Genomic DNA, 19734 nt, shown 5'->3' on the forward strand with positions numbered 1-19734 from the left:
TACCATCCATAAGACCAGTGACAATTCGCACTCAGATCAGGCCAGCCAGCGGGCTCGACGGATCTGCATAACGCCGCGTCGCCATGCGCCCGGCCAGATAGGCATCGCGCCCGGCCTCCACGGCCAGCTTCATCGCGCGAGCCATGCGAAGCGGGTCCTTCGCCTCGGCAATCGCCGTGTTCATCAGCACGCCGTCGCAGCCCAGTTCCATCGCCACAGCCGCGTCGGATGCCGTGCCGACACCGGCATCGACCAGCACCGGCACATTGGCGCCTTCGACGATCAGGCGCACGGTCACCTTGTTCTGGATACCGAGGCCCGAGCCGATCGGTGCGCCCAGCGGCATGATCGCCACCGCGCCCGCTTCCTCGAGCTGCTTGGCCGCGATCGGATCATCCACGCAGTAGACCATCGGCGCGAAGCCTTCCTTCGCCAGCACTTCGCAGGCCTTCAGCGTCTCGCGCATGTCCGGATAGAGCGTGCGCGCCTCGCCCAGCACTTCCAGCTTCACCAGATCCCAGCCACCCGCCTCGCGCGCCAGACGCAGCGTGCGGATCGCGTCATCGGCGGTGAAGCAACCGGCGGTATTGGGCAGGTAGGTGATCTTCCTGGGATCGATGTAGTCTGTCAGCATCGGCGCCTTGGGATCGGAAATGTTCACCCGGCGCACGGCAACGGTGACAATTTCGGCGCCCGAGGCTTCCACCGCCGCCGCGTTTTGCGCGAAATCCTTGTACTTTCCGGTTCCCACGATCAGGCGCGACGTAAAAGTCCGGCCGGCAACCGTCCAGGTATCGGCGACGGTCTTGGTCATCTCGTTCATTCTAATGCCTCGTTGGGATAGCTCTGCATGGCCTCGAGGCCTGCCTGGGTACTGGTAAAATAGGCCTTCACAATGGCATCCAGTTCCTCCCGCTCATGCAGGTGGATCAGCCATTCGCGGCGGCCGAAGATCTTGCCGATAAACCCGTCGCGCTCCGGTTCATGGCGCACGGTGATCAGGCTGGACGACACAATCTCAATCTCGATGAAGTCTTCATCGTCGCGGTAGAAGCCGAACATGCTCTTTTCGACGGCCTCATCGTCCGTCTCGCAGACGTCGTCGGCAAAAGCCCAGTGGGCATCGACCAGGGCAAGCGCGCCTTTCAGATCCATCTGCCCAAGTTCTTGCGCCGGGCCGTCCGCCCGGCAGTTGTAGGCCTTCAGCACGGCTCAGCCTCCGCCGACGAAGTGGACGATTTCCAGCACGTCGCCATCCGACAGCGTGATTTCGGGCAACATCGAGCGCGGAGCGATCTCGGCGTTGTGCTCGACTGCGACCTTCTGCGGATCAAGCCCGAGACTGGACACCAGATCCGCGATCGACGCGCCGGACGCAATCCGGCGCAGTTCGCCGTTGACGGTGAGCAGGAGTTCGCCAGAAGTTTCCAGTGCCATGCACCGCAGATAGCGTTCAGCAGGCGGCGTGCAAGTTCCGAATGTGCGCGAAAGCCACCAGAGAGACACCCATCACCGTCAGCACGGCTTCGGGCAACCCGTGCCCGACCAGGATCGCCGCGGCCATCAGTGCAAGTCCGAGGCCACCCAGCACCAGCGGGCCGACGCGGCCATGGCGCATCACACCGAAACCGAGCGAGACCAGGCCAACCACCAGCGCCAGTGCCAGTCCGACCCGGTGAATGGCCGGAGACAGCAGAACACCACCGCCCAGTCCCAGCACACCGACAAGCACGGCGCCGAGCAGGCAATGCACCATGCACAACCCGCTCAGAATGATCCCCGTCCCGTCCAGCCGGTCTCGAATCGATAGGAATGTCCTGCGCATGGGGGTCATGTATGTTATGTTGTATCATCATTCAAGACCCGTCCCGCATGCCACTGCACGCGAACGGCCTTGCGCAGCCCCCCTTGCGTAAGGCACGGGGAAATCGCAGGGAATAGGATCATGAAAGTCGAAAAAGCATGAGAGTTCCGGACGGTCGTCCCCTTATCGGCACATCTGACGACATTGCGCCCATGGTGCGATGGCTGCTGTTCGTCGCGACGCTGGTCGTGCTTATCGTGGCCATCGGCGGCATCACGCGCCTCACCGAATCGGGCCTCTCGATCACGCAGTGGAAACCGATCACCGGCGCCATTCCGCCGCTGACCGAGGCGCAGTGGCAAACCGAATTCGCCGGTTACAGGAAGATCCCGCAATATCTCGACGTCAATGGCCCGGCCGGGATGACGCTGGCGCAATACAAATTCATCTATTTCTGGGAATGGGCCCACCGCCTGCTCGCACGCCTGATCGGCCTTGCCTTCGCGCTGCCACTGGCATGGTTCTGGTACAAGCGCACCATCCCGCTCGGCTACAAGCCGCGCCTGCTGGCCCTGCTCGCCCTCGGCGGGCTGCAGGGCGCAGTCGGGTGGTGGATGGTGTCCTCCGGCCTCACGCCCGAAGCAGCGGACCGCGTCAGCCATTTCCGCCTCGCGGCGCACCTGCTCGTGGCCCTCACGACACTCGGCGGCCTTGTCTGGACCGCACTGGACCTCAAGGCACTTGCCCGCGGCGAGCCGCCTGCCCGATTGACCGGCTTTGCCACGATGGCGCTGACCGCCCTCTTCTTCCAGTTGTTCATGGGGGCCATGGTGGCCGGGCTACGCGCCGGATACGTCGCGGGCGCCGGATGGTTCAGCCTGGACGCCTGGCCACTGATGCAGGGCCGCCTGTTCCCCGAAGGAGTCGAATGGACCGCCGGGCTCGGGCACACCTTGTTCAGCGATCCCTATTTCACCCATTTCATCCACCGCTGGTGGGCCTGGGTCGTGGTCCTTTTGTTGATCGTCATGGGCCGCCGCCTGCGCGCGCGGCGCCAGCGGCTGGCTTCCGTGGCCATTCACAGCGCCTTCGGAGCGCAGGTGATCCTCGGCATCTGCACGATCTGGTCCGGTGTGGCGCTGTGGCTCGCCGTCTCGCACCAGTTGTGCGGCGCGCTGCTCGTTGCGGCAACCGTATGGGGTGCGCACGCGCTGGGTCGCCGCGATCCGGTAAACGCCCTGAGCGCGCCGTGAGCGAACCGAAAGGGCCCGGCGCGGCACTGATCTGGTGCCCCTTCCCCGGCAAGGAAGAGGCTCTCGGGGCCATCCACATTCTTCTCGACGAAGGCCTCATCGCCTGCGGCAACGTGCTGCCGGACATGACCTTGGTCTTTGCCTGGAACGGGGAAAGGGACACCGAGCGCGAAACCGGCACGCTCCTGAAGACCAACACCGACCTGCTTGGCCGCGCGGTCCTGCGGCTCACCGAACTGCACCCCTATGACGAACCGGCCGTTCTCGGCTGGCACTGCGAAACAGCGTCCCCCGGCACCCTCACATGGCTGACCGGCATCACCGCGAAAGCTTGACGGTATTATTTTACCTCTCTGCGATCCCGCAGTATGCTTGACTTAGCGCCACATTTCGACGAATTGGCCGCCTTCCCGCGCGGCGGAAGATTCGTCAGTCCGGCGATTCCTTGGCAGCGCGACCGAAACATAGGGATAGACCAGCCATGAAGGCGCTCACGAAGGTCACCCGGTCGATCAAGCCGGCCGAGGTGGAAAAGAAGTGGCATCTGATCGATGCCGAAGGTCTGGTGGTTGGCCGTCTCGCGGTCATCGTCGCCGACCTGCTCCGCGGCAAGCACAAGCCAAGCTTCACCCCGCACGTCGATTGCGGCGATCACGTCGTCGTGATCAACGCCGACAAGGTGAAGTTCACCGGCAACAAGCTCAAGCAGCACACCTACTACAAGCACACCGGCTATGCCGGCGGCATCAAGGAAGTGACCGCGGACAAGGTTCTCGCCGGCCGCTTCCCCGAGCGCGTCCTCGAAAAGGCCGTTGAGCGCATGATCCCCCGTGGTCCGCTCGGCCGCGCCCAGATGCGTGCCCTGCACCTCTATGCCGGCACCGAGCACCCGCACGGCGGCACCCAGCCGCAGCCGCTCGACGTCGCTTCCATGAACCGCAAGAACAAGGTGGGCGCGTAATGTCCGACACCGATACCGTCTCCAGCCTGTCCGATCTCGCGGACATCGCCGGCGCCGTGGCTGACGAAACCGTCACCGCCGCTCCCGTTTCCAACGCACCGCTGCGCGATCAGGAACTCGACGCCCAGGGCCGCGCCTACGCCACCGGCCGTCGCAAGGACGCCGTGGCCCGCGTGTGGATCAAGCCGGGCACCGGCAAGGTTACCGTCAATGGCCGCGACCAGGAAGTCTACTTCGCTCGTCCGACCCTGCGCCTCGTGATCAACCAGCCCTTCGTGGTTGGCGCCCGTGAAGGCCAGTACGACGTCGTCGCCACCGTCAAGGGTGGCGGTCTGTCGGGTCAGGCCGGCGCCGTGAAGCACGGCATTTCGCAGGCCCTCGCCAAGTACGAGCCCGCCCTGCGTGCTGCCGTCAAGGCCGCCGGTTTCCTCACCCGCGACAGCCGCGTGGTCGAGCGTAAGAAGTACGGCCGCGCCAAGGCACGCCGCAGCTTCCAGTTCTCGAAGCGCTAAGCGTTTCGCAGAGCTCCGGCTACCGAAAGGGGTCGCGGGAAACCGCGGCCCTTTTTCGTTGCGCGGCTCTCGCAGCGGACCGGTGCAGATACGCTCAGAATGCGGCCGCGAGTTTCAGGGCGATTTCGCCGCGATGCGCCAGCGGCATGCCGCCGGACACTCCCTTGGTCCCGGTCACCGCCTCGATGCTCACCGCCGGCCCACCCGATAGAGAAGGCATCTGCAGCGCCAGACGCATGCCCCTGGCCGCGGCAGGCTCGCCATTCGCCATCCGCGCGGCATCACCTGCAAGCGAGTGCCCACCCCAGCCGCCCTGTGCGAACCATCCGCCTCTGAGCTGCCAGCCGCCCGCATATTCGACGGCCGCTTCGACGGCCATGTTGCTGCTCCGCGTCTTGCGCGTGGACACCGGTGAATCCCGATCGAACCGGCTGGTTACCCCGGCAAGGGCATGAATGCGCAGGACAGCGTCCATTCCGAGATCGTGCCAGCCCCCGATCCGGAGTTCGCGCACGTGCATTTTCATGCGGTCAGGGCCCAGCGCTGCGCTCGTCGCCAGATTCGATCGCAACGACAGGAACTCCACACCGAGCCCGGCGTCGTCGTTATCCGTCACCAGATCCCTGGATTTCGCACGATCGACCGCCGTGCGGTCCGACATCGACCATTCCAGCGTCGCGGGCATAAGCAGGACAGCGTTGCCCTGCACCGCCTTCGTCTCGGCTGCATGAGCCACATACGGCACGCCCTGCAGGACGAGAGAAAAGGCAAACAGGTGTCGGCGCATCGTTCCACCCCTCGCGACAAGACCGGCTCCCTGACCGGCAGACAGGAAACAGACGCCGCCAGACGCCGCAGCCCTCACCTGCCCTGATCGCAACAGACTCCCGCTGAACCCCATCCACCGCCCGGGCGGATCGGCGAATCGGCCGCATGCCGCACACACACTCCAACACCGCAAGCCGAAATCGCGTGGCCGGCAAGGCTCTTCTCAGACCACGATGACACGCCACCACCGACATTCTTTCTAATGAACATCTATAATTACCTGATTTTTTGTAGTGATGTGAAGCATGATACCATGCTTAAAATGGTACCTATCGTAATATCTGTATATCACTTTAATTGGTACCTTGCATTATACACTACCATGCAATATACACTCCTCATCCACAGGAGTTGATTCGATGTCCGAAATCGAAATCCAGTTGAAGAAAGGGGTGCTCGGCCTGTGCGTGCTCGCCCTGCTGTCACGCGGTGACAGCTACGCCTACGAGATCGCGAGTCGCATGGCGGACGCAGTCGATATGGGCGAAGGGACGATCTACCCGCTCATGCGCCGCATGCAGTCCGAAGGCCTTGTGACGACGTACCTGGAAGAATCGCCCTCGGGCCCGCCGCGCAAGTATTACTGCATCACCGAGACCGGCCGTGCACGGCTCGCCGCACAGGTCAGCGAATGGCGCGGCTTCACCGCCGCCGTCGACAGCCTCATCGACGATACGCAGACCACTTCTCCCGCCAACGCCGCTCAGGAAGGGGAACCCAGCCATGACGCGTAACGAGTTCATCAAGCGCCTGAAGGCCGGCCTCAAGGGCATGCCGCAGGCCGATATCGACGAGATCGCCGCCGACTACGAAGACCACTTCATGGCCGGCATGGCCGAGGGCCGCAGCGAAGAGGAGGTCGCCGCTGCCCTCGGCAATCCGGCCCGTCTGGCCCGCGAACTCCGCTTCGAGGCCGGCTTCCGCAACTGGGAAAGCGACCGCTCGCCATCCTCCGCATGGGCCGCGATCCTCGCCTTCATGGGTCTGGCGACGATCGACATCCTGATCCTGCTGCCGATTGTTCTGCCGATCATCGGCGTCGTCTTCGGCCTGTTCGTGGCCGTGCTATCCTGCTTCGTCGCAGGCGGCTTCGTGCTGATTGTCGGGCCATTCAACGGCTTTCCCGGAGGATGGCTCGTCGCGATCCTTGGAGGCCTCGGCATCATGAGCGCTTCGGTCGCCGCAGGCGCCCTGCTCACCCTGATCAGTATCTGGATCATCAATGCCCTCATGTGGTTCGGCCGGCTGCACTACCGCGTGATCGAACCCGCGATCCATTCCGAAGACTGACGAGACGAAAGAAAGGAACCACAAGATGTTCAGGAAACTGCTCATCGTATTCGCCAGCGGCGTGATCCTCTCGATCGTCGCTTTCAGCACAGCCTGGGTCGTGGGCGGCGACAGCCTGAAGAAGACCTTCACCGAAGGCGACGGCTGGTCATGGACGATCGGGGACGACGAAGATCAAGGGCCCCGCAAGAGCCGCAGCTTCACCGTCGACCCGGGCGCCCAGCTCGCCATGGAAATCCCGGTGGAGCTCAGCTTCACCCGGGGCGACAAGGCCGAGATGGTCGTCTCCGGTCCGGCCAACGTCGTCGACCGTCTGGTCTGGGAAAACGGCCACCTGTCGGTCCCCGGCAATGTCCACATGCGCCACGGCCTCAAGGTGCGGATCACCGCACCCGAAATCACCGGGCTGGACCTCGACGCACCAGGCGACGTGACGCTCACCGGCCTGCAACAGGACCGGTTCACGCTGAAGTCGGAAGGCGCCGTGAACCTCGAAGCGGACGGCAAGGTCCGCAAGGTCTTCGTTACCACTGAAGGCGCCGGCAACATCGACCTCGAGAAGCTGGCCGTCGAAGATGCCACCGTGCGTATGGATGGCGTCGGTAATGTCACGATCGGTGCCAGCGGTCTGGTCGATGTCGAAATCAATGGCGCAGGCCACGTAAGCTTGGTCCGCAAGCCTGAAACGCTGCGTAGCCAGATCAACGGCATCGGTTCGATCGACCACGATTACTAAGCAAAATCAGGGAGGAGAGCCGCCGGAGATTGCGTGTCCCCTGCTCCGGCGGTCCCACAAAGAAGGCCGCGCCGTTCCCCCCGACGGCGCGGCCTTTTTCATGTGCAGATCAGATACGACCGCGTCATACAAGGGCTCGATGAGCCTGACTCATCGAGCCTTTGTTACGCCGTGCAGCGCTTGAGCATTTTCCAGGTCTGATGCGTCAGCATCTCAGAGACTTGGCATCAGTGCACCGGCGGATCGGCGAGCGGAACCGTGCCCACCGGGGCAACGGGTTCACCCCGCTCGCGCGGCGGCAGCGCATTTTCGGGCACGCCGCCAATCTGCATGTCCGGTGTCGCCACATGTTCCAGATTGCGGGCCTCGACGCGCAGGCCATCGCCATCAATGACGATCTCATTGAAGCTGGGAGGTGTCGAGCGGATACGCTTCGACAATGTGCCCGCCCCGATCATGCGCAATGGGCCTGCGGCAGTCTGCACGGTGAGATCGAAGGGATCATGGATATGCCCGGACAGCACGCCCATGACCTTGCGCCCGGCCAGTGCCTCCATCGCCCTCGTGCCGTTGATCGTCAGCAGCTTGCCGTCACGCTCGCGCCGCTCGGTCAGCGGATGGTGAGCCGCCACCAGAATGCGCGTACCTTCGGGATGCGCATCGATCGCGGCCAGGCATTCCGCCAGCGCCTTGTCCGTCACCCAGCCATTCGACCAGGGAAAGCGCTGGTATTGCGCCCGCGTTGTCGTGCGCAGCGGAACGATCGCCAGACCGGGCAGGTCCAGCTCCGTCTCGACCAGCTTCTCGATCGCGCGAAACCTGTCGTAAGGCGCGAAAAAGCGCTGGTAGAGGTTGAAGTAGGGAATGTCGTGATTGCCCACCTCGACCGTGACCGGCACGTCGAGCGCATTGATCCAGTTACAGGCAGCGCGAAATTCCCGGTGCCGCGCGCGCATCGTGAGATCGCCGGTAATGACGACGGCATCCGGCCTTTCGCGGACAATGCACTCTTTTGCCCAGGCAATCGCGCGCGTGTCTTCCAGCCCGAAGTGAATGTCGCTGAGCTGGAACAGCCTGAGCGCGCGTTGCGGCATCGCGGAAACCTTACCGTGCATCGATCGTCGTCACCAGATCGACCTCGCAAAGCGCGGGTTCGAACAGTTCTTCGGCACCGCCATCGAAGGGTTCGCCATCGATCAGCAGCCCCATGGGCTCGCCGTCCGGGCATGCCAGCCGGATCTTGCCATGCCGACCCAGTTCATCGTGCGGGCCGTTGCGGAAGTTGCGGTTGAGCAGGGCAATCCCCTGCCCGGCGTAGTCGCCAAGCGATTCGGCATAGTAGCCGTTCGCTTCAAGGCCATCGTCGTGCGGTGTCACAGTGATCGCGGCATAGCCTTCCTCGCGCCCGCAGTCGACCTCCTCGCACACCACCCTCGGACCATTGGCGGATTGACTGATCGCCTCGCGCGTGGTGGCAACGATTTCCAGCACATCGGCCGCGCGCATGGCCTCGCGAACTTCGTTCCAGATAGTGCCGGGACCGGCCAGAATCCCGGTAAGCCCTGTGCCATGGCGCGTGCGTATCACCGGCGGACGCACGCGGCACAAGGGCGCTCCTGCGAGGCGGGCAATTATCTCCGGCGCTTGTGCGTCGCCGTGCATCCGCCTGGACAGCATGTTCATCGTACCGCCGGGCAAGACCAGCACCGCGCCGCGCCATCCGGCCACATTCGCCACAGCCTCATGAATCGAGCCATCCCCGGTGAACACCGCGAGAATGGAGACACCGGCCGCGTCCAGGTCCGCTGGTCCGGGCAATGGTTCGTCGGGAAAGGCTATGATGCGATCGACCATAAAGCCCGCTTCGGCCAATGCGGACTGCACTCCCGCCCTGGCCTCTTCATCGTTGCTGCCGCTGGCAGCATTGCAGACGAGCCAGGCATGCACGCCGCTGTTGTCATCCAAGTCTTCCATGCGAAGAAAAACCGGTCATCCGCTGCGGAGTTCCCGCTAGACCCGGCCGCTCGAAATCAGCCAGGCAGAGAGGCCGTTGAGCACCGAGTAGAGAAAATAGATCCAGGCCCACCCCATCGATCCGGCAGCCGCCATGATCATCGCGCCGAGAAGCATGACGAATTCGACCACCAGGCTCAGCCGGCCGCCCAGCGGCTTGAACAACCAGGGGACCTGAGCCAGCATTGGATGCCCGCTTTCCAGCACGGCCTTGTGCGCGGCGAAGTTGAAAACACCCAGACAGAAAACGACGAGCAATGGCAGCATCGTCTCTTTTCTAGCGCGCCAGCCTCCCCCTGACCAGAACCCGCCGTGCAAGGACCAAATCACAAGCGAATCGGACCGTGCAGATACCGCCACAAGGGCATGTCGTTTGTCGACTACAAATGTCGTTCGTCCATCCCGCCTGCGCTTTGTCGAGGGTCGATGACCGGCAATCGACCTCCACGTGAATGGCGGGGAGGAGTGGCGCACAACACACTCATCGAGCCGGAAGCACCCCCCGGCACGGCTCGCCAGAGGAGGAAATCACCATGTTCAAGAATGCCCCGATCGCCGCCGCCCTGCTTGGCCTCGCCCTGACCACCGCTCCGGCATTCGCCGCCGAGAAGACCAAGGTCCGCGTGGAATATACCGATCTCGACCTGACCACGGCCGAAGGCCAGCACACGCTGGAACGCCGCCTGGACATCGCCGCCCGCAATGCCTGCGGCATGGACCAGCACACCACCGGGTCGCGCCTGCCGAGCCCTCAGGCCCGCGCCTGCTACAAGCAGGCCACCGCCCGCGCGCAGGATGTGATGGCCACCGCCATCGACAATGCCAGTGAAGAAAGCCGCATGGGTGGCTGATACTCAGGAAGGACGTGGCCTCCTTCCCTTCACCGGTTTTTCCAGGTCCCTAAAAAATAAACCCGGAAAAAAACTGGCGGGCTTAACGGCCCGCCATTTTTTTAACGGCCGGCAGATAGGTGCGGCCGATCCGCAAGGTCTCTCCATCACCGGTCTCGACGGACCAGACGCCCAGACCCTCGTGCTTGAGGCCGGAAACATAGTCCCGGCGCACGATGCAGCTGCGGTGAATGCGAATGAACTGCTGCGGATCGAGCCGCTCTTCCAGACCGGTGATAGTCTGGAGCAGGAGAAAGCTCTGCCCGTTCACGTGCAACCGCACGTAATCCCTCTCCGCGTCGATCCGCTGAACGTCTTGCGCGGGCACGCGCACCAGTTCCGAACGGTGCGGCACCCAGAACTCCGAAAGCCACTGGCTCGACAATTCCGTTCGCTGGCCCCGGCGCGCGACAACGCGGCTGACGGCGCGCTCCAGGCGGTCCGGCGCCACAGGCTTGAGGACATAGTCGATGGCATCGAGATCGAACGCCTCGACGGCGAACTCGTCATGCGCGGTCACGAAAATCACCGCAGGGGGATTTTCCCGGCCGGAGAGTTGCCGGGCCACAGTAAGTCCGTCAGTTCCCGGCATCGTCAGGTCGAGCAGCAGGAGATCCGGCGTAAGCGCATCGACCAGCCGCAACGCCGCTTCGCCGTCGCTGGCCGTGCCGACGACGGTGACGCCATCGATCCGGGCACAGATCACCTGCATCCGTTCGACCGCAAGCGGTTCGTCATCGACGATCAGCGCGCGCAGGGCGCTCAATTCGGGCGGCGCAGCCGGTGCAATCTCAGACAAGGCCGCGCTCCAGCGGCATGCGCAGAACCGTCTCGAAGCCGCCATCGGGCCGCTTTCCGGACGTCAGGGTTCCAGCCTGGCCGAAACGAGCACGCAAACGGTCACGGACGTTGTTGAGCCCGATGCCGCATCCTTCCGCCTTGGGTCCACGGTCCTTGCCCGGCCCATCGTCGCTGACGGCAATGACGAGCTGTCCGCCTTCGCGGCGGGCCTTGATGGCCACCGTCACCGGCCGCTGGGTGGCCGCAACGGCATATTTGACCGAATTTTCGACGAGCGGTTGCAGGATCATGCCCGGCACCATCGCATTGACAGCTTCCGGGTCAACATCAATTCGCGTCAGCAATCGATTGGGGAAGCGCACGGCCTCGATCGCGAAGTAGAGTTTCTGCAATTCGATCTCGTCCGCCAGCCGCAAATCGTTGGTCGGATCGCCTGAAAGCGTCCGGCGGTAGAACGTCGAAAGCGTCTGGATCATCTCTTCCGCGTCTTCCTGCCGTCCTGTCATGACCAGCGCGGAGAGCGAGTTCAGCGTGTTGAACAGGAAGTGCGGATTGACCTGATAACGCAGGCTGCGCAGCTCCGCCGCCTCGGCCGCGCGCCGGTATTCGCCCTCGCGCCGCTCCGCCGCGCGTGCATCCTCGGCCTTGGCCAGCGCGAAATAGAGCGCGGCCCAGGCCAGAACGAGGAAATAGCGTCCGAACGCATTGTCCGCGATCGCCGCCCAGCGAGCGTAGCTCTGGCCCAGCACCGAGCCGGTGTGAATCGTGATCGCCGATCCCTTGGTCGCCAGTTCCGGTTCGCCGGTTTCCTCAGGCGCCGCAGTATCACCAACGCGAGGAGGGGCAGGCGGTGCCGGCGGCACTTTCGGCAGGTCGACCAGGATATTACCGGCTTCATCGCGCGAAATGCGGACATTGCCGGCCTTGATAGCCGCCACATCGTTTTCGTCGCCATAGGCCTGCGTGACGTCGATATCGGAAAAGATCGCGTCATTGATGATGCTGAGCAGCAGCGATAGCGGCAATGCTCCGACCAGCACCACCGCAAGCCGCACCGGCCCCGACTTGCGATCCAGCAGTTGCAGCAGCGGCCAGACCGCAGCCATCACCAGCATCGAAAGAATGCAGATCGTCAGGCGGCGCGAGATAATCGGCCAGGCGAAGTCGAAGCCCATGAAGGCCCCGCGCAACGTCGCCACGATAAAATAGCACGCCCACAACGCCGCCAGCGACAGCAGCACAAGGCGCGCAGAGACGCGCGGAGTGTCGGCTTCATCAATCATGAACGCTTCGCTTATCGCGAATGCCGGGCTGCGCGCCAGCCTTCCGGTCGGCGCGCATATGCCCTTCGTCGATCAGGAAGGCCGGTGCTCAGGCGAGCAGGCCTTCCTTCGCGATCTTTTCCTGCCACACCAGTGGAGCCAGCTGGTGGACATTCTTGCCTTCCGAATCGACCGCCACGGTCACCGGCATGTCCTGCACGGTGAATTCGTAGATCGCTTCCATGCCCAGATCCTCGAACCCGACGACCCTGGCTTCCTTGATCGCGCGCGCGACAAGATAAGCCGCACCGCCGACCGCCATGAGATAGGCGGACTGGTGGTTGGCGATCGACTGGGTCGCTGCAGGGCCGCGTTCGGACTTGCCGATGCAGGCCAGCAAGCCCTGATCGAGCATCATGTCCATGAACTTGTCCATGCGCGTCGCGGTGGTCGGGCCGGCCGGGCCGACGACTTCGTCGCGCACCGGATCGACCGGGCCAACGTAGTAGATCACGCGGCCCTTGAAATCGACCGGCAGCTCCTCGCCCTTGGCGAGCATGTCCTGGATGCGCTTGTGCGCGGCGTCGCGGCCGGTCAGCATCTTGCCGTTGAGCAGCAGGCGGTCGCCCTGCTTCCAGCTCTTGACGATTTCGGGAGTCAGCGTGTCGAGATCGACGCGGATCGCTTCCTTGCTAGGCTTCCACTCGACCTCGGGCCAGTCGGCGAGGTTGGGCTTTTCGAGGTACTTCGGGCCCGAACCATCGAGCGTGAAGTGCGCGTGGCGGGTCGCGGCACAGTTGGGGATCATCGCCACCGGCTTGCCCGCAGCGTGGCATGGCCAGTCCATGATCTTGACGTCGAGGATGGTCGAAAGCCCGCCCAGTCCCTGCGCGCCGATGCCCAGTGCGTTGACCTTGTCGAAGATCTCGATGCGCAGCGCCTCGATGTCGTTCTGCGGGCCGCGCGCCTTGAGCTGACCCATGTCGATCGGGTCCATCAGGCTCTGCTTGGCGAGCTTCACGCAGTGCTCGGCGGTGCCGCCGATGCCGATGCCCAGCATGCCCGGCGGGCACCAGCCGGCACCCATCTGCGGCAGCATCTCGATCACCCAGTCGACGATCGAATCGCTCGGGTTCATCATCTTGAATTTGGATTTGTTCTCCGAACCGCCGCCCTTGGCAGCGACGTCGACCGAGACTTTCGAGCCCGGCACCATGCTGACCGACAGCACGCAAGGCGTGTTGTCCTTGGTGTTGCGTCGGGTGAAGGCAGGATCGGCGAGAACAGAGGCGCGCAGCTTGTTCTCGGGATTGTTGTAGGCGCGGCGCACGCCTTCATCGACCACGTCCTGAAGCGAGCGATCAGACTCGAGGCGGCAGTTCTGGCCCCATTCGATGAACACGTTGACGATGCCGGTGTCCTGGCAGATCGGGCGATGCCCTTCGGCGCACATACGGCTGTTGGTGAGAATCTGCGCGATCGCGTCCTTGGCGGCAGGACCCTGCTCGGCCTCATAGGCTTCACCCAGCGCACGGATGTAATCCATCGGGTGGTAATAGCTGATGTATTGCAGGGCGTCGGCGACACTCTCGATCAGGTCGTCTTCGCGGATGGTCACCATTTCGGCCATGGACAATGCGCTCCCGGGTTAGGCGGATCACGTGAATTTCGCGCCGCCCCCATAGGCCGCAGGCGATCCATCGTCAAAGTGCTTGAATGGATCGACGAAGGTATCGTCAAAGCCCTTGGCCTTGCAGGCGCCTTCGCCTAGAAGGCCCGCATAAATGCTGTCCTTGCGGATTTTCGATGCGCTCCGGCGTGTTACCCGCGATGCATGAGGGAATTGCACCAGATGACCTTGACCGAGGAACGGTCCGCCGACATGTCCGCCGCCCGCCATGCCATGATCGTCAGCCAGCTGCGCACCAGCGGCGTCAACGAACCCTGGGTTCTTGCAGCGATGACCGGCGTGGCCCGTGAAGACTTTGTTCCTGAAGCGATGCGTGATGCGGCCTATATCGACCGGGCCATCCCGCTCGCGAACGGCCGCTTCCTCGCCGCTCCGCTGGTGCACGGCAAGATGCTGGCGGAAGCTGCCCTGGAAAAGGCGGACAAGGTTCTGCTTGTCGGCGATGGTCAGGGCTACCTTGCCGCACTGCTGCGCCCGCTGGCCGGTTCACTCGACTCGGTTGATCCCGCGGCAGCCACCGGCATGACCGGCGAAGGCGGTTACTCGCTGGTGATCATCGACGGAGCGGTGGAAGAACTTCCCGAAGCCATTGGTGCCCAAATGGCCGAAGGCGGCCGCATCGTGACCGGCCTCATGGTACGCGGCGTCAGCCGCCTCGCCACTGGCTGCAAGACGGCCGGTGCGGTCTCGCTTTTGCCGCTCGCCGAGCTTGGCATTCCCGCCCTGCCCGAATTTACTGCCCCGAAACGCTGGAGCTTCTGAGCGTGACCCGGTTCGCAGGTCGGGCCGGTTTGCTGGCCAGTGCCACCTTGTTCATCGCCACGGCGCCCGCGCATGCAGACACACTGCGCGATGCGCTGATTCTCGCCTATCAGACCAACCCTTCGCTCCAGGCCGCCCGCGCCCAGCAGCGCGGCGTCGACGAGAACGTGCCGATCGCCCGCGCCTCGGGCTTGCCCAGCGTCAGCACCGATGCTGCATACACAGAGTTCCTGAAGCAGAGCGCGACCTCGTTCACGGCCCCGGAACGGCTGATTACGGCCGGCGCCGATCTGGGTGTGCCGGTCTATTCCGGCGGCGCCGTGAAGAACCGGGTCAAAGCGGCCAAATTCCGCGTGGAAGCCGGTCAGGCCAGCTTGCGCGGCTCCGAAAGCGAAACCTTCACGGCGGTTGTCGCCGCCTACATGGACGTCATCCAGAACGAAGCCATCGTCGGGCTCAACCGCAAGAACGTGGACGTTCTTCAGGTCAATCTTCAGGCTACCAGCGATCGTTTCGAGATCGGTGACGTGACCCGCACCGACGTTGCGCAATCGCAGTCGCGTCTCGCCGTCGCGCAAAGCGATGCGCGCGCCGCCGAAGCGAATCTTGCCACAGCCCGCGAAGCCTACATCCAGCTGGTCGGCAAGGCGCCGGAAACACTCGAAGCGCCGCCGCCGCTGCCCAACCTGCCCGCCTCTCCTGAGGAAGCGGTCGAGATTGCGCTCGACAGCAATCCCAACCTGATCGCCGCACGGGAGCAGGCCAAGGCCGCCAACAAGGACATCGACGTGGCGGGCGCGGGGCGTCTGCCGCGCGTGAGCCTCTATGCCAGCGGCACCTACAACAACTACCTCGACACCCTGGGCGGCGTGAACCACAATCTCGTCGCCCAGACCGACACTTCGGCGCAGGCAGGCGCGCAGATCACGATTCCGATCTTCCAGGGCGGGTTGCCCGCGGCACAACGCCGGCAGGCCCAGGCCCAGGCGTCCGCAGCCCTAGAGAACGAGATCGCCGCCGAACGCGGGGTAATCGCACAAGTTCGCTCCGCCTACAGTTCGTGGATCGCCGCGAACGACGTGATCCGCTCCTCCAAAGTCGCGGTCGATGCCGCAGCGCTCAGCCTTGAGGGCGTGCGGGCGGAAAACTCGGTCGGCAATCGCACGATCCTCGACATCCTCAATGCCGAACAGGAATCGCTGAACGCGCAGGTCCGGCTAGTAACGGCCCGCCGCAACGCCTACGTCGCCGGGTTCAACCTGCTTGCCGCCATGGGCAAGGCCGAAGCACGCGATCTCAACCTCGACAGCGACATCCTCTACGATCCCGAAGTCAATTACGAACGGGTGCGCGGCAAGATCTTTGACTGGGAGAATGATCCGGCCCCGGTCGCAAAATCGACCCGCACCATTGACTCACCGGTGCAGGAGGGAGACATTTCCGGGCAGCAAGCAACACCCTGATTCGGCATCAGGGTATTTGCGCCTGAATGGGCCAGGCAGGGGAATGTGGGAATGCGTCAGAACGGTGAGCCTTCGGTCGAGGAGATTCTCCAGTCGATCAAGCATGTCATTGCCCGCGACAATCGTACTGGTGCCCAGTTCGAACGCCAGCGCCGTAGAACCTTTGGCATGGGCGCAGGTGTCATTGAGGACGAACGCGTCGTCGACGAAAGCATCACTGAAGACGCTGCGGAAGATGACGACGTCCTTGAACTGGGCGAGACCGCACAAGTCGAGGCCGAAGCCGTTGAACACGATGCCGAACCGGCGCTGATTGGTGATCGCGTGTGCAACTCGATGCGCGAATCGCTCGCCGCACTGGCCGTGCTGTCAGAGCCCAGGATGCCGCCGCAGATCGTCCGGTCGGGTGAAACGTCGCTCGAAGGGCTTACGCGCGAGTTGCTGCGTCCGGCCCTCGCCGAATGGCTCGACAAGAACCTTCCCCCCATGGTGGAGCGTCTGGTCGCCGCCGAAATCGCGCGGATCGTCGGCAAGAAGGGCTGATTCGTTCGATTTCCGGGCTGGACCTGCCGGGCCACCCACCCTACTTCGCCCTGTATGGCCAAACCCGATCCTGCGTTGCTTGATCTTGCACGCTATCCCTTTACCTGCACCATTGAACCGCGTTTCGGCGATCTCGACATCAACATGCACGTCAACAATGTCGCGATGGCAGGCATCCTTGAAGATGCGCGCATCCGGCTCGGACGGCAAACGGACTATCGCAGTTTGTTGCCGGGATCGACCACGATGGTCGCAAGCATCGCCATCGAATATATCGGCGAGGCCAATTACCCTGATCCCATCAATGTTTCCGCGGCTCTGGAGCGCATAGGGCGCACCAGCCAGCAGATCGTCCAGGTCGGGACCCAGAAAGGCAAACCGCTGGTCTTCGCACGCACGGTGCTGGTCATGGTAGGCCCTGACGGCCCTGTACCGTTCCCCGAATCCTTCGCAGCCTCGGTCGAACCCTGGATGCTCCGCCCGTGACCGGCACCGAAAAGGAAATCGCGCAGGCCCGCGAGGCGCTGGCCAAGGCCGGTGGGGACGAAATCCAGCGGCACATCTTCATCTGCGCGGAACCACAAAAAGGCGAATGCTGCGCTCCCGACAAAGGGCAGGCGGCATGGAAATATCTGAAAAAGCGCCTGAAACAGCTCGGACTCGATGGTGCAGGCGGAGTTGCCCGTACCAAGGCCGACTGCCTGCGAATCTGCTTCGCCGGCCCGGTGGCGGTCGTCTGGCCTGATGGCGTCTGGTATCACTCCTGCACCGAAGAAGTGCTGGAAAAGATCATCCAACAGCACCTGATCGGCGGAAAACCTGTCGAAGAATACCGGCTCCGTCCCAAACCGGATTGAGGAGTCGCCCCTAGCGGCGCGAATCCTCTTCTTCCAGCGGATCAATGATGCATTCATCGTGACCGGTCCCGCTCGAGAGGAACACCAGTCCCATCAGCGCCGAAGTCAGCAGCATCGTGAAACCGATGCCGAGCGCGGTCGCGATGTAGAAGTGGATCGAGACCATTCCGTTGGAGCGGTAAAGCAGGATCACTGCCGCCGCGACCAGTCCCACGGTTAGCACCATCATCCAGCGCATGATGCGCAGATAGCGCGCCCAGGCGTGCGCGGCCTTCTCGGGGTCTTCAAGGGGAGAGGAGGGTATCATCGCGAGTCCATGTGAGAGCTTTGCTCCCGCCTCGCAAGAGGCAGTTACGCCATCGGACGAAGTGGCGGATACGCGCCCTCTGTGGTATTCTCAGCCAGCCTGCACCTTTGGGTACAGGTCCAAGCAAAAACAGGGAGAGTACGACAATGACCATTGGCCGCCTTATTGAAGGCCGTGACGCCGTTCTGACCTGCGATGTGTCCACCTGTGTGCGTGATGCCGCCGGTATTCTCGCCGAACGCCGCATCGGCGCGCTGCCGGTGATGGAAAACGGAAAGATCGCCGGCATCTTCTCCGAACGTGACGTGATCTACCGCTTGCGTGAATTCGGTCCCGACATGCTGGCAAAGCCAGTTGGCGAGATCATGACGGCACCGGCCGTCACGGTCGACCCGGAGACCTCCGTCATGGCGGCGCTGTCGCTGATGACGCGCCGGCGTATCCGCCATCTTCCCGTCGTGGCAGACGGCGAAATGATCGGTTTCGTCTCGATCGGCGATCTCGTGAAGCACCGGATCGACAAGATCGAATCCGAAGCCGCCGCGATGCGCGATTATATCCAGATGGCCTGAGCCCGTCTGGCAACAGCAGAAAGCTGGTCCGCTCCCGGGTTGCCGCACGGGGCAGGGGCGCTTACATCCCGGGCATGGACCAGCAAAACCTCACACTCAGCCCTTCCGCTGCAGCCCGCGTGGCGGCGATTGCAGAAAAGCAGGGAAAACCCGCGATCCTGCGCCTGTCGGTCGAAGGCGGCGGGTGTTCGGGCTTTCAGTACAAGTTCGGTTTGGCCGACACACCCGAACCGGATGACATGATTGCCGAAACCGATGGCGTGCGGCTGGTGGTCGATCCTTCAAGCCTCGATCTCGTCAACGGTTGCGTGGTCGACTTCGTCGAGTCGCTGGGCGGTGCGGCCTTCAAGGTCGAAAACCCGAATGCAGCGGCAGGGTGCGGCTGCGGATCGAGCTTCTCGGTGTGACAAAGGTCGCCTCGTTCAACATCAACGGGGTCAAGGCGCGCCTTCCCCGCCTGCTTGAATGGCTCGAGGAGACCCGTCCCGCGGTCGCCTGCCTGCAGGAGATCAAGTCGCAGGACGAAGGCTTCCCGATCGCCGAGTTCGAAAAGCTGGGCTACAAGGGCATCTGGCACGGCCAGAAGGGCTTCAACGGCGTCGCGATCCTTGCCGACGGGGAAATGCCCGAGGAAGTGCAGCGCGGGCTCGATGGCGAGCCCGAGGACGATCACTCGCGCTATCTGGAAGCCAATGTCTTCGGCCTGCGCGTGGTGTGCATCTATCTGCCCAACGGCAATCCGGTGCCCGGCCCGAAATTCGACTACAAGCTGCGCTGGATGAAGCGCCTGCGCGACCGCATGGCCGCCATCAGGGCCGAGGAAGTGCCGGCGATCGTCACCGGCGACTTCAACGTGATCCCGACCGACCGCGATGTCTGGTCACCGCAGGCCATGGCTTCTGATGCCCTCATGCAGCCGGAATCGCGCGATGCCTATTTCCGACTGCTGGGCGATGGCTGGACCGACGCAATTGCCACACACAACCCTGCGGGCGGCGTGTGGACCTACTGGGACTATCAGGCGGGCGCCTGGCAACGCGATCACGGGTTTCGCATCGATCACGCTCTGCTTTCGCCAGAGCTCGCCGACCGCCTTGCTGCCTGTGGTGTCGACAAGGCGCATCGCGGGCGGGAAAAGGCGAGTGATCACGCCCCCGTCTGGGTCGAGCTCCGAGACTGAAAACAGGCGG

The 19734-nt window shown here is 63.5% G+C and carries 29 protein-coding genes; 16 read left to right on the top strand and 13 right to left on the bottom strand.

Annotation, left to right across the window (positions count from 1 at the left end; genetic code table 11):
- Positions 1 to 31 precede the first annotated feature (31 nt).
- The 4 genes from MTR64_RS14985 to MTR64_RS15000 are packed head-to-tail and all read right to left on the bottom strand — an operon-like array spanning position 32 to position 1825.
- Positions 32 to 814: a bifunctional sulfur carrier protein/thiazole synthase protein gene (locus MTR64_RS14985; protein WP_243995214.1), complete on the bottom strand. Its 783-nt coding sequence runs from the start codon at positions 812 to 814 to the stop codon at positions 32 to 34.
- A gap of 5 nt (positions 815 to 819) precedes the next feature.
- Positions 820 to 1209, bottom strand: coding sequence for a hypothetical protein (locus MTR64_RS14990; protein ID WP_243995056.1), 390 nt, complete (start codon positions 1207 to 1209; stop codon positions 820 to 822).
- Between the two features lie 3 nt (positions 1210 to 1212).
- The gene (gene thiS, locus MTR64_RS14995; protein WP_243995058.1) at positions 1213 to 1437 is read right to left on the bottom strand and encodes a sulfur carrier protein ThiS; all 225 of its coding nucleotides are present in this window, start codon (positions 1435 to 1437) and stop codon (positions 1213 to 1215) included.
- A 16-nt stretch (positions 1438 to 1453) separates the two neighbouring features.
- On the bottom strand, positions 1454 to 1825 hold the full coding sequence (locus tag MTR64_RS15000; RefSeq protein ID WP_243995059.1) for a MerC domain-containing protein: 372 nt from the start codon (positions 1823 to 1825) through the stop codon (positions 1454 to 1456).
- A 137-nt stretch (positions 1826 to 1962) separates the two neighbouring features.
- On the opposite strand from MTR64_RS15000, the gene MTR64_RS15005 reads away from it, so the two are divergent.
- From MTR64_RS15005 to rpsI, 4 genes are all read left to right on the top strand, one after another.
- The gene (locus tag MTR64_RS15005) at positions 1963 to 3057 is read left to right on the top strand and encodes a COX15/CtaA family protein (protein ID WP_243995061.1); all 1095 of its coding nucleotides are present in this window, start codon (positions 1963 to 1965) and stop codon (positions 3055 to 3057) included.
- Entirely contained in the window at positions 3054 to 3392 is a 339-nt protein-coding gene (gene cutA, locus MTR64_RS15010; RefSeq protein ID WP_243995063.1) for a divalent-cation tolerance protein CutA, read from the top strand. The genes MTR64_RS15005 and cutA overlap by 4 nt, the downstream gene beginning before the upstream one ends.
- A gap of 146 nt (positions 3393 to 3538) precedes the next feature.
- Entirely contained in the window at positions 3539 to 4018 is a 480-nt protein-coding gene (rplM, locus tag MTR64_RS15015; RefSeq protein ID WP_243995065.1) for a 50S ribosomal protein L13, read from the top strand.
- Entirely contained in the window at positions 4018 to 4530 is a 513-nt protein-coding gene (gene rpsI / locus MTR64_RS15020; protein ID WP_243995067.1) for a 30S ribosomal protein S9, read from the top strand. Before rplM ends, rpsI begins: the two co-directional genes overlap by 1 nt.
- 94 nt (positions 4531 to 4624) lie before the next feature.
- Here the strand turns inward: rpsI and MTR64_RS15025 are convergent, their stop codons facing one another.
- Complete coding sequence (locus tag MTR64_RS15025) at positions 4625 to 5317, bottom strand: hypothetical protein (RefSeq protein WP_243995069.1); 693 nt, start codon at positions 5315 to 5317, stop codon at positions 4625 to 4627.
- A gap of 400 nt (positions 5318 to 5717) precedes the next feature.
- On the opposite strand from MTR64_RS15025, the gene MTR64_RS15030 reads away from it, so the two are divergent.
- Genes MTR64_RS15030 through MTR64_RS15040 form a run of 3 tightly spaced genes read left to right on the top strand, consistent with a single transcriptional unit; the run spans position 5718 to position 7384 of the window.
- The gene (locus MTR64_RS15030; protein WP_243995070.1) at positions 5718 to 6092 is read left to right on the top strand and encodes a PadR family transcriptional regulator; all 375 of its coding nucleotides are present in this window, start codon (positions 5718 to 5720) and stop codon (positions 6090 to 6092) included.
- Positions 6082 to 6648, top strand: coding sequence for a DUF1700 domain-containing protein (locus MTR64_RS15035; RefSeq protein WP_243995071.1), 567 nt, complete (start codon positions 6082 to 6084; stop codon positions 6646 to 6648). The genes MTR64_RS15030 and MTR64_RS15035 overlap by 11 nt, the downstream gene beginning before the upstream one ends.
- A 25-nt stretch (positions 6649 to 6673) precedes the next feature.
- Positions 6674 to 7384, top strand: a complete 711-nt coding sequence (locus MTR64_RS15040) for a GIN domain-containing protein (RefSeq protein ID WP_243995072.1) — start codon at positions 6674 to 6676, stop codon at positions 7382 to 7384.
- Between the two features lie 227 nt (positions 7385 to 7611).
- Here the strand turns inward: MTR64_RS15040 and MTR64_RS15045 are convergent, their stop codons facing one another.
- Genes MTR64_RS15045 through MTR64_RS15055 form a run of 3 tightly spaced genes read right to left on the bottom strand, consistent with a single transcriptional unit; the run spans position 7612 to position 9664 of the window.
- The gene (locus MTR64_RS15045) at positions 7612 to 8499 is read right to left on the bottom strand and encodes a metallophosphoesterase family protein (RefSeq protein WP_243995073.1); all 888 of its coding nucleotides are present in this window, start codon (positions 8497 to 8499) and stop codon (positions 7612 to 7614) included.
- Positions 8489 to 9358, bottom strand: coding sequence for a diacylglycerol kinase family protein (locus tag MTR64_RS15050; protein WP_243995074.1), 870 nt, complete (start codon positions 9356 to 9358; stop codon positions 8489 to 8491). The genes MTR64_RS15045 and MTR64_RS15050 overlap by 11 nt, the downstream gene beginning before the upstream one ends.
- 36 nt (positions 9359 to 9394) lie before the next feature.
- Complete coding sequence (locus MTR64_RS15055; protein ID WP_243995075.1) at positions 9395 to 9664, bottom strand: hypothetical protein; 270 nt, start codon at positions 9662 to 9664, stop codon at positions 9395 to 9397.
- A 266-nt stretch (positions 9665 to 9930) separates the two neighbouring features.
- Between MTR64_RS15055 and MTR64_RS15060 the strand changes: the two genes are divergently transcribed.
- Positions 9931 to 10248: a UrcA family protein gene (locus tag MTR64_RS15060; protein WP_243995076.1), complete on the top strand. Its 318-nt coding sequence runs from the start codon at positions 9931 to 9933 to the stop codon at positions 10246 to 10248.
- An 82-nt stretch (positions 10249 to 10330) separates the two neighbouring features.
- Here MTR64_RS15060 and MTR64_RS15065 read toward each other — a convergent pair whose 3' ends face one another.
- The 4 genes from MTR64_RS15065 to MTR64_RS15080 all read right to left on the bottom strand — a co-directional run bounded on the left by MTR64_RS15065 (position 10331) and on the right by MTR64_RS15080 (position 14250).
- Positions 10331 to 11086 (bottom strand): LytR/AlgR family response regulator transcription factor, encoded by a 756-nt coding sequence (locus MTR64_RS15065; protein ID WP_268740937.1) that lies wholly within the window; start codon positions 11084 to 11086, stop codon positions 10331 to 10333.
- On the bottom strand, positions 11079 to 12371 hold the full coding sequence (locus MTR64_RS15070; protein WP_243995079.1) for a sensor histidine kinase: 1293 nt from the start codon (positions 12369 to 12371) through the stop codon (positions 11079 to 11081). Before MTR64_RS15070 ends, MTR64_RS15065 begins: the two co-directional genes overlap by 8 nt.
- Before the next feature lie 88 nt (positions 12372 to 12459).
- A complete protein-coding gene (locus tag MTR64_RS15075; protein WP_243995081.1) occupies positions 12460 to 13980 on the bottom strand; it encodes a fumarate hydratase in 1521 nt (506 codons plus the stop codon).
- Between the two features lie 27 nt (positions 13981 to 14007).
- Positions 14008 to 14250 carry a hypothetical protein gene (locus tag MTR64_RS15080; RefSeq protein ID WP_243995228.1) on the bottom strand — a complete coding sequence of 81 codons (243 nt, stop codon included), beginning with the start codon at positions 14248 to 14250 and terminating at the stop codon, positions 14008 to 14010.
- On the opposite strand from MTR64_RS15080, the gene MTR64_RS15085 reads away from it, so the two are divergent.
- Genes MTR64_RS15085 through MTR64_RS15105 form a run of 5 tightly spaced genes read left to right on the top strand, consistent with a single transcriptional unit; the run spans position 14203 to position 17665 of the window.
- Positions 14203 to 14802 carry a protein-L-isoaspartate O-methyltransferase family protein gene (locus tag MTR64_RS15085; protein WP_243995082.1) on the top strand — a complete coding sequence of 200 codons (600 nt, stop codon included), beginning with the start codon at positions 14203 to 14205 and terminating at the stop codon, positions 14800 to 14802. The genes MTR64_RS15080 and MTR64_RS15085 overlap by 48 nt on opposite strands.
- Before the next feature lie 2 nt (positions 14803 to 14804).
- The gene (locus MTR64_RS15090) at positions 14805 to 16265 is read left to right on the top strand and encodes a TolC family outer membrane protein (protein ID WP_243995084.1); all 1461 of its coding nucleotides are present in this window, start codon (positions 14805 to 14807) and stop codon (positions 16263 to 16265) included.
- A 51-nt stretch (positions 16266 to 16316) separates the two neighbouring features.
- Positions 16317 to 16808: a DUF2497 domain-containing protein gene (locus MTR64_RS15095; RefSeq protein WP_243995086.1), complete on the top strand. Its 492-nt coding sequence runs from the start codon at positions 16317 to 16319 to the stop codon at positions 16806 to 16808.
- A 54-nt stretch (positions 16809 to 16862) separates the two neighbouring features.
- Entirely contained in the window at positions 16863 to 17294 is a 432-nt protein-coding gene (locus MTR64_RS15100; RefSeq protein ID WP_243995088.1) for an acyl-CoA thioesterase, read from the top strand.
- Positions 17291 to 17665, top strand: coding sequence for a (2Fe-2S) ferredoxin domain-containing protein (locus MTR64_RS15105; protein ID WP_243995090.1), 375 nt, complete (start codon positions 17291 to 17293; stop codon positions 17663 to 17665). Before MTR64_RS15100 ends, MTR64_RS15105 begins: the two co-directional genes overlap by 4 nt.
- A 10-nt stretch (positions 17666 to 17675) precedes the next feature.
- Here the strand turns inward: MTR64_RS15105 and MTR64_RS15110 are convergent, their stop codons facing one another.
- On the bottom strand, positions 17676 to 17972 hold the full coding sequence (locus MTR64_RS15110) for a hypothetical protein (protein WP_243995091.1): 297 nt from the start codon (positions 17970 to 17972) through the stop codon (positions 17676 to 17678).
- Positions 17973 to 18118: 146 nt separating this feature from the next.
- On the opposite strand from MTR64_RS15110, the gene MTR64_RS15115 reads away from it, so the two are divergent.
- From MTR64_RS15115 to xth, 3 genes are all read left to right on the top strand, one after another.
- Positions 18119 to 18544 carry a CBS domain-containing protein gene (locus MTR64_RS15115; RefSeq protein WP_243995093.1) on the top strand — a complete coding sequence of 142 codons (426 nt, stop codon included), beginning with the start codon at positions 18119 to 18121 and terminating at the stop codon, positions 18542 to 18544.
- 74 nt (positions 18545 to 18618) lie between these two features.
- A complete protein-coding gene (gene erpA / locus MTR64_RS15120) occupies positions 18619 to 18951 on the top strand; it encodes an iron-sulfur cluster insertion protein ErpA (protein WP_243995094.1) in 333 nt (110 codons plus the stop codon).
- The gene (gene xth / locus MTR64_RS15125; RefSeq protein WP_243995097.1) at positions 18948 to 19724 is read left to right on the top strand and encodes an exodeoxyribonuclease III; all 777 of its coding nucleotides are present in this window, start codon (positions 18948 to 18950) and stop codon (positions 19722 to 19724) included. Before erpA ends, xth begins: the two co-directional genes overlap by 4 nt.
- The last annotated feature ends 10 nt before the right edge of the window (positions 19725 to 19734 follow it).

Origin of the sequence: Novosphingobium album (ex Hu et al. 2023), from assembly GCF_022832385.1 — a bacterium.
GTDB lineage: Bacteria > Pseudomonadota > Alphaproteobacteria > Sphingomonadales > Sphingomonadaceae > Novosphingobium > Novosphingobium album.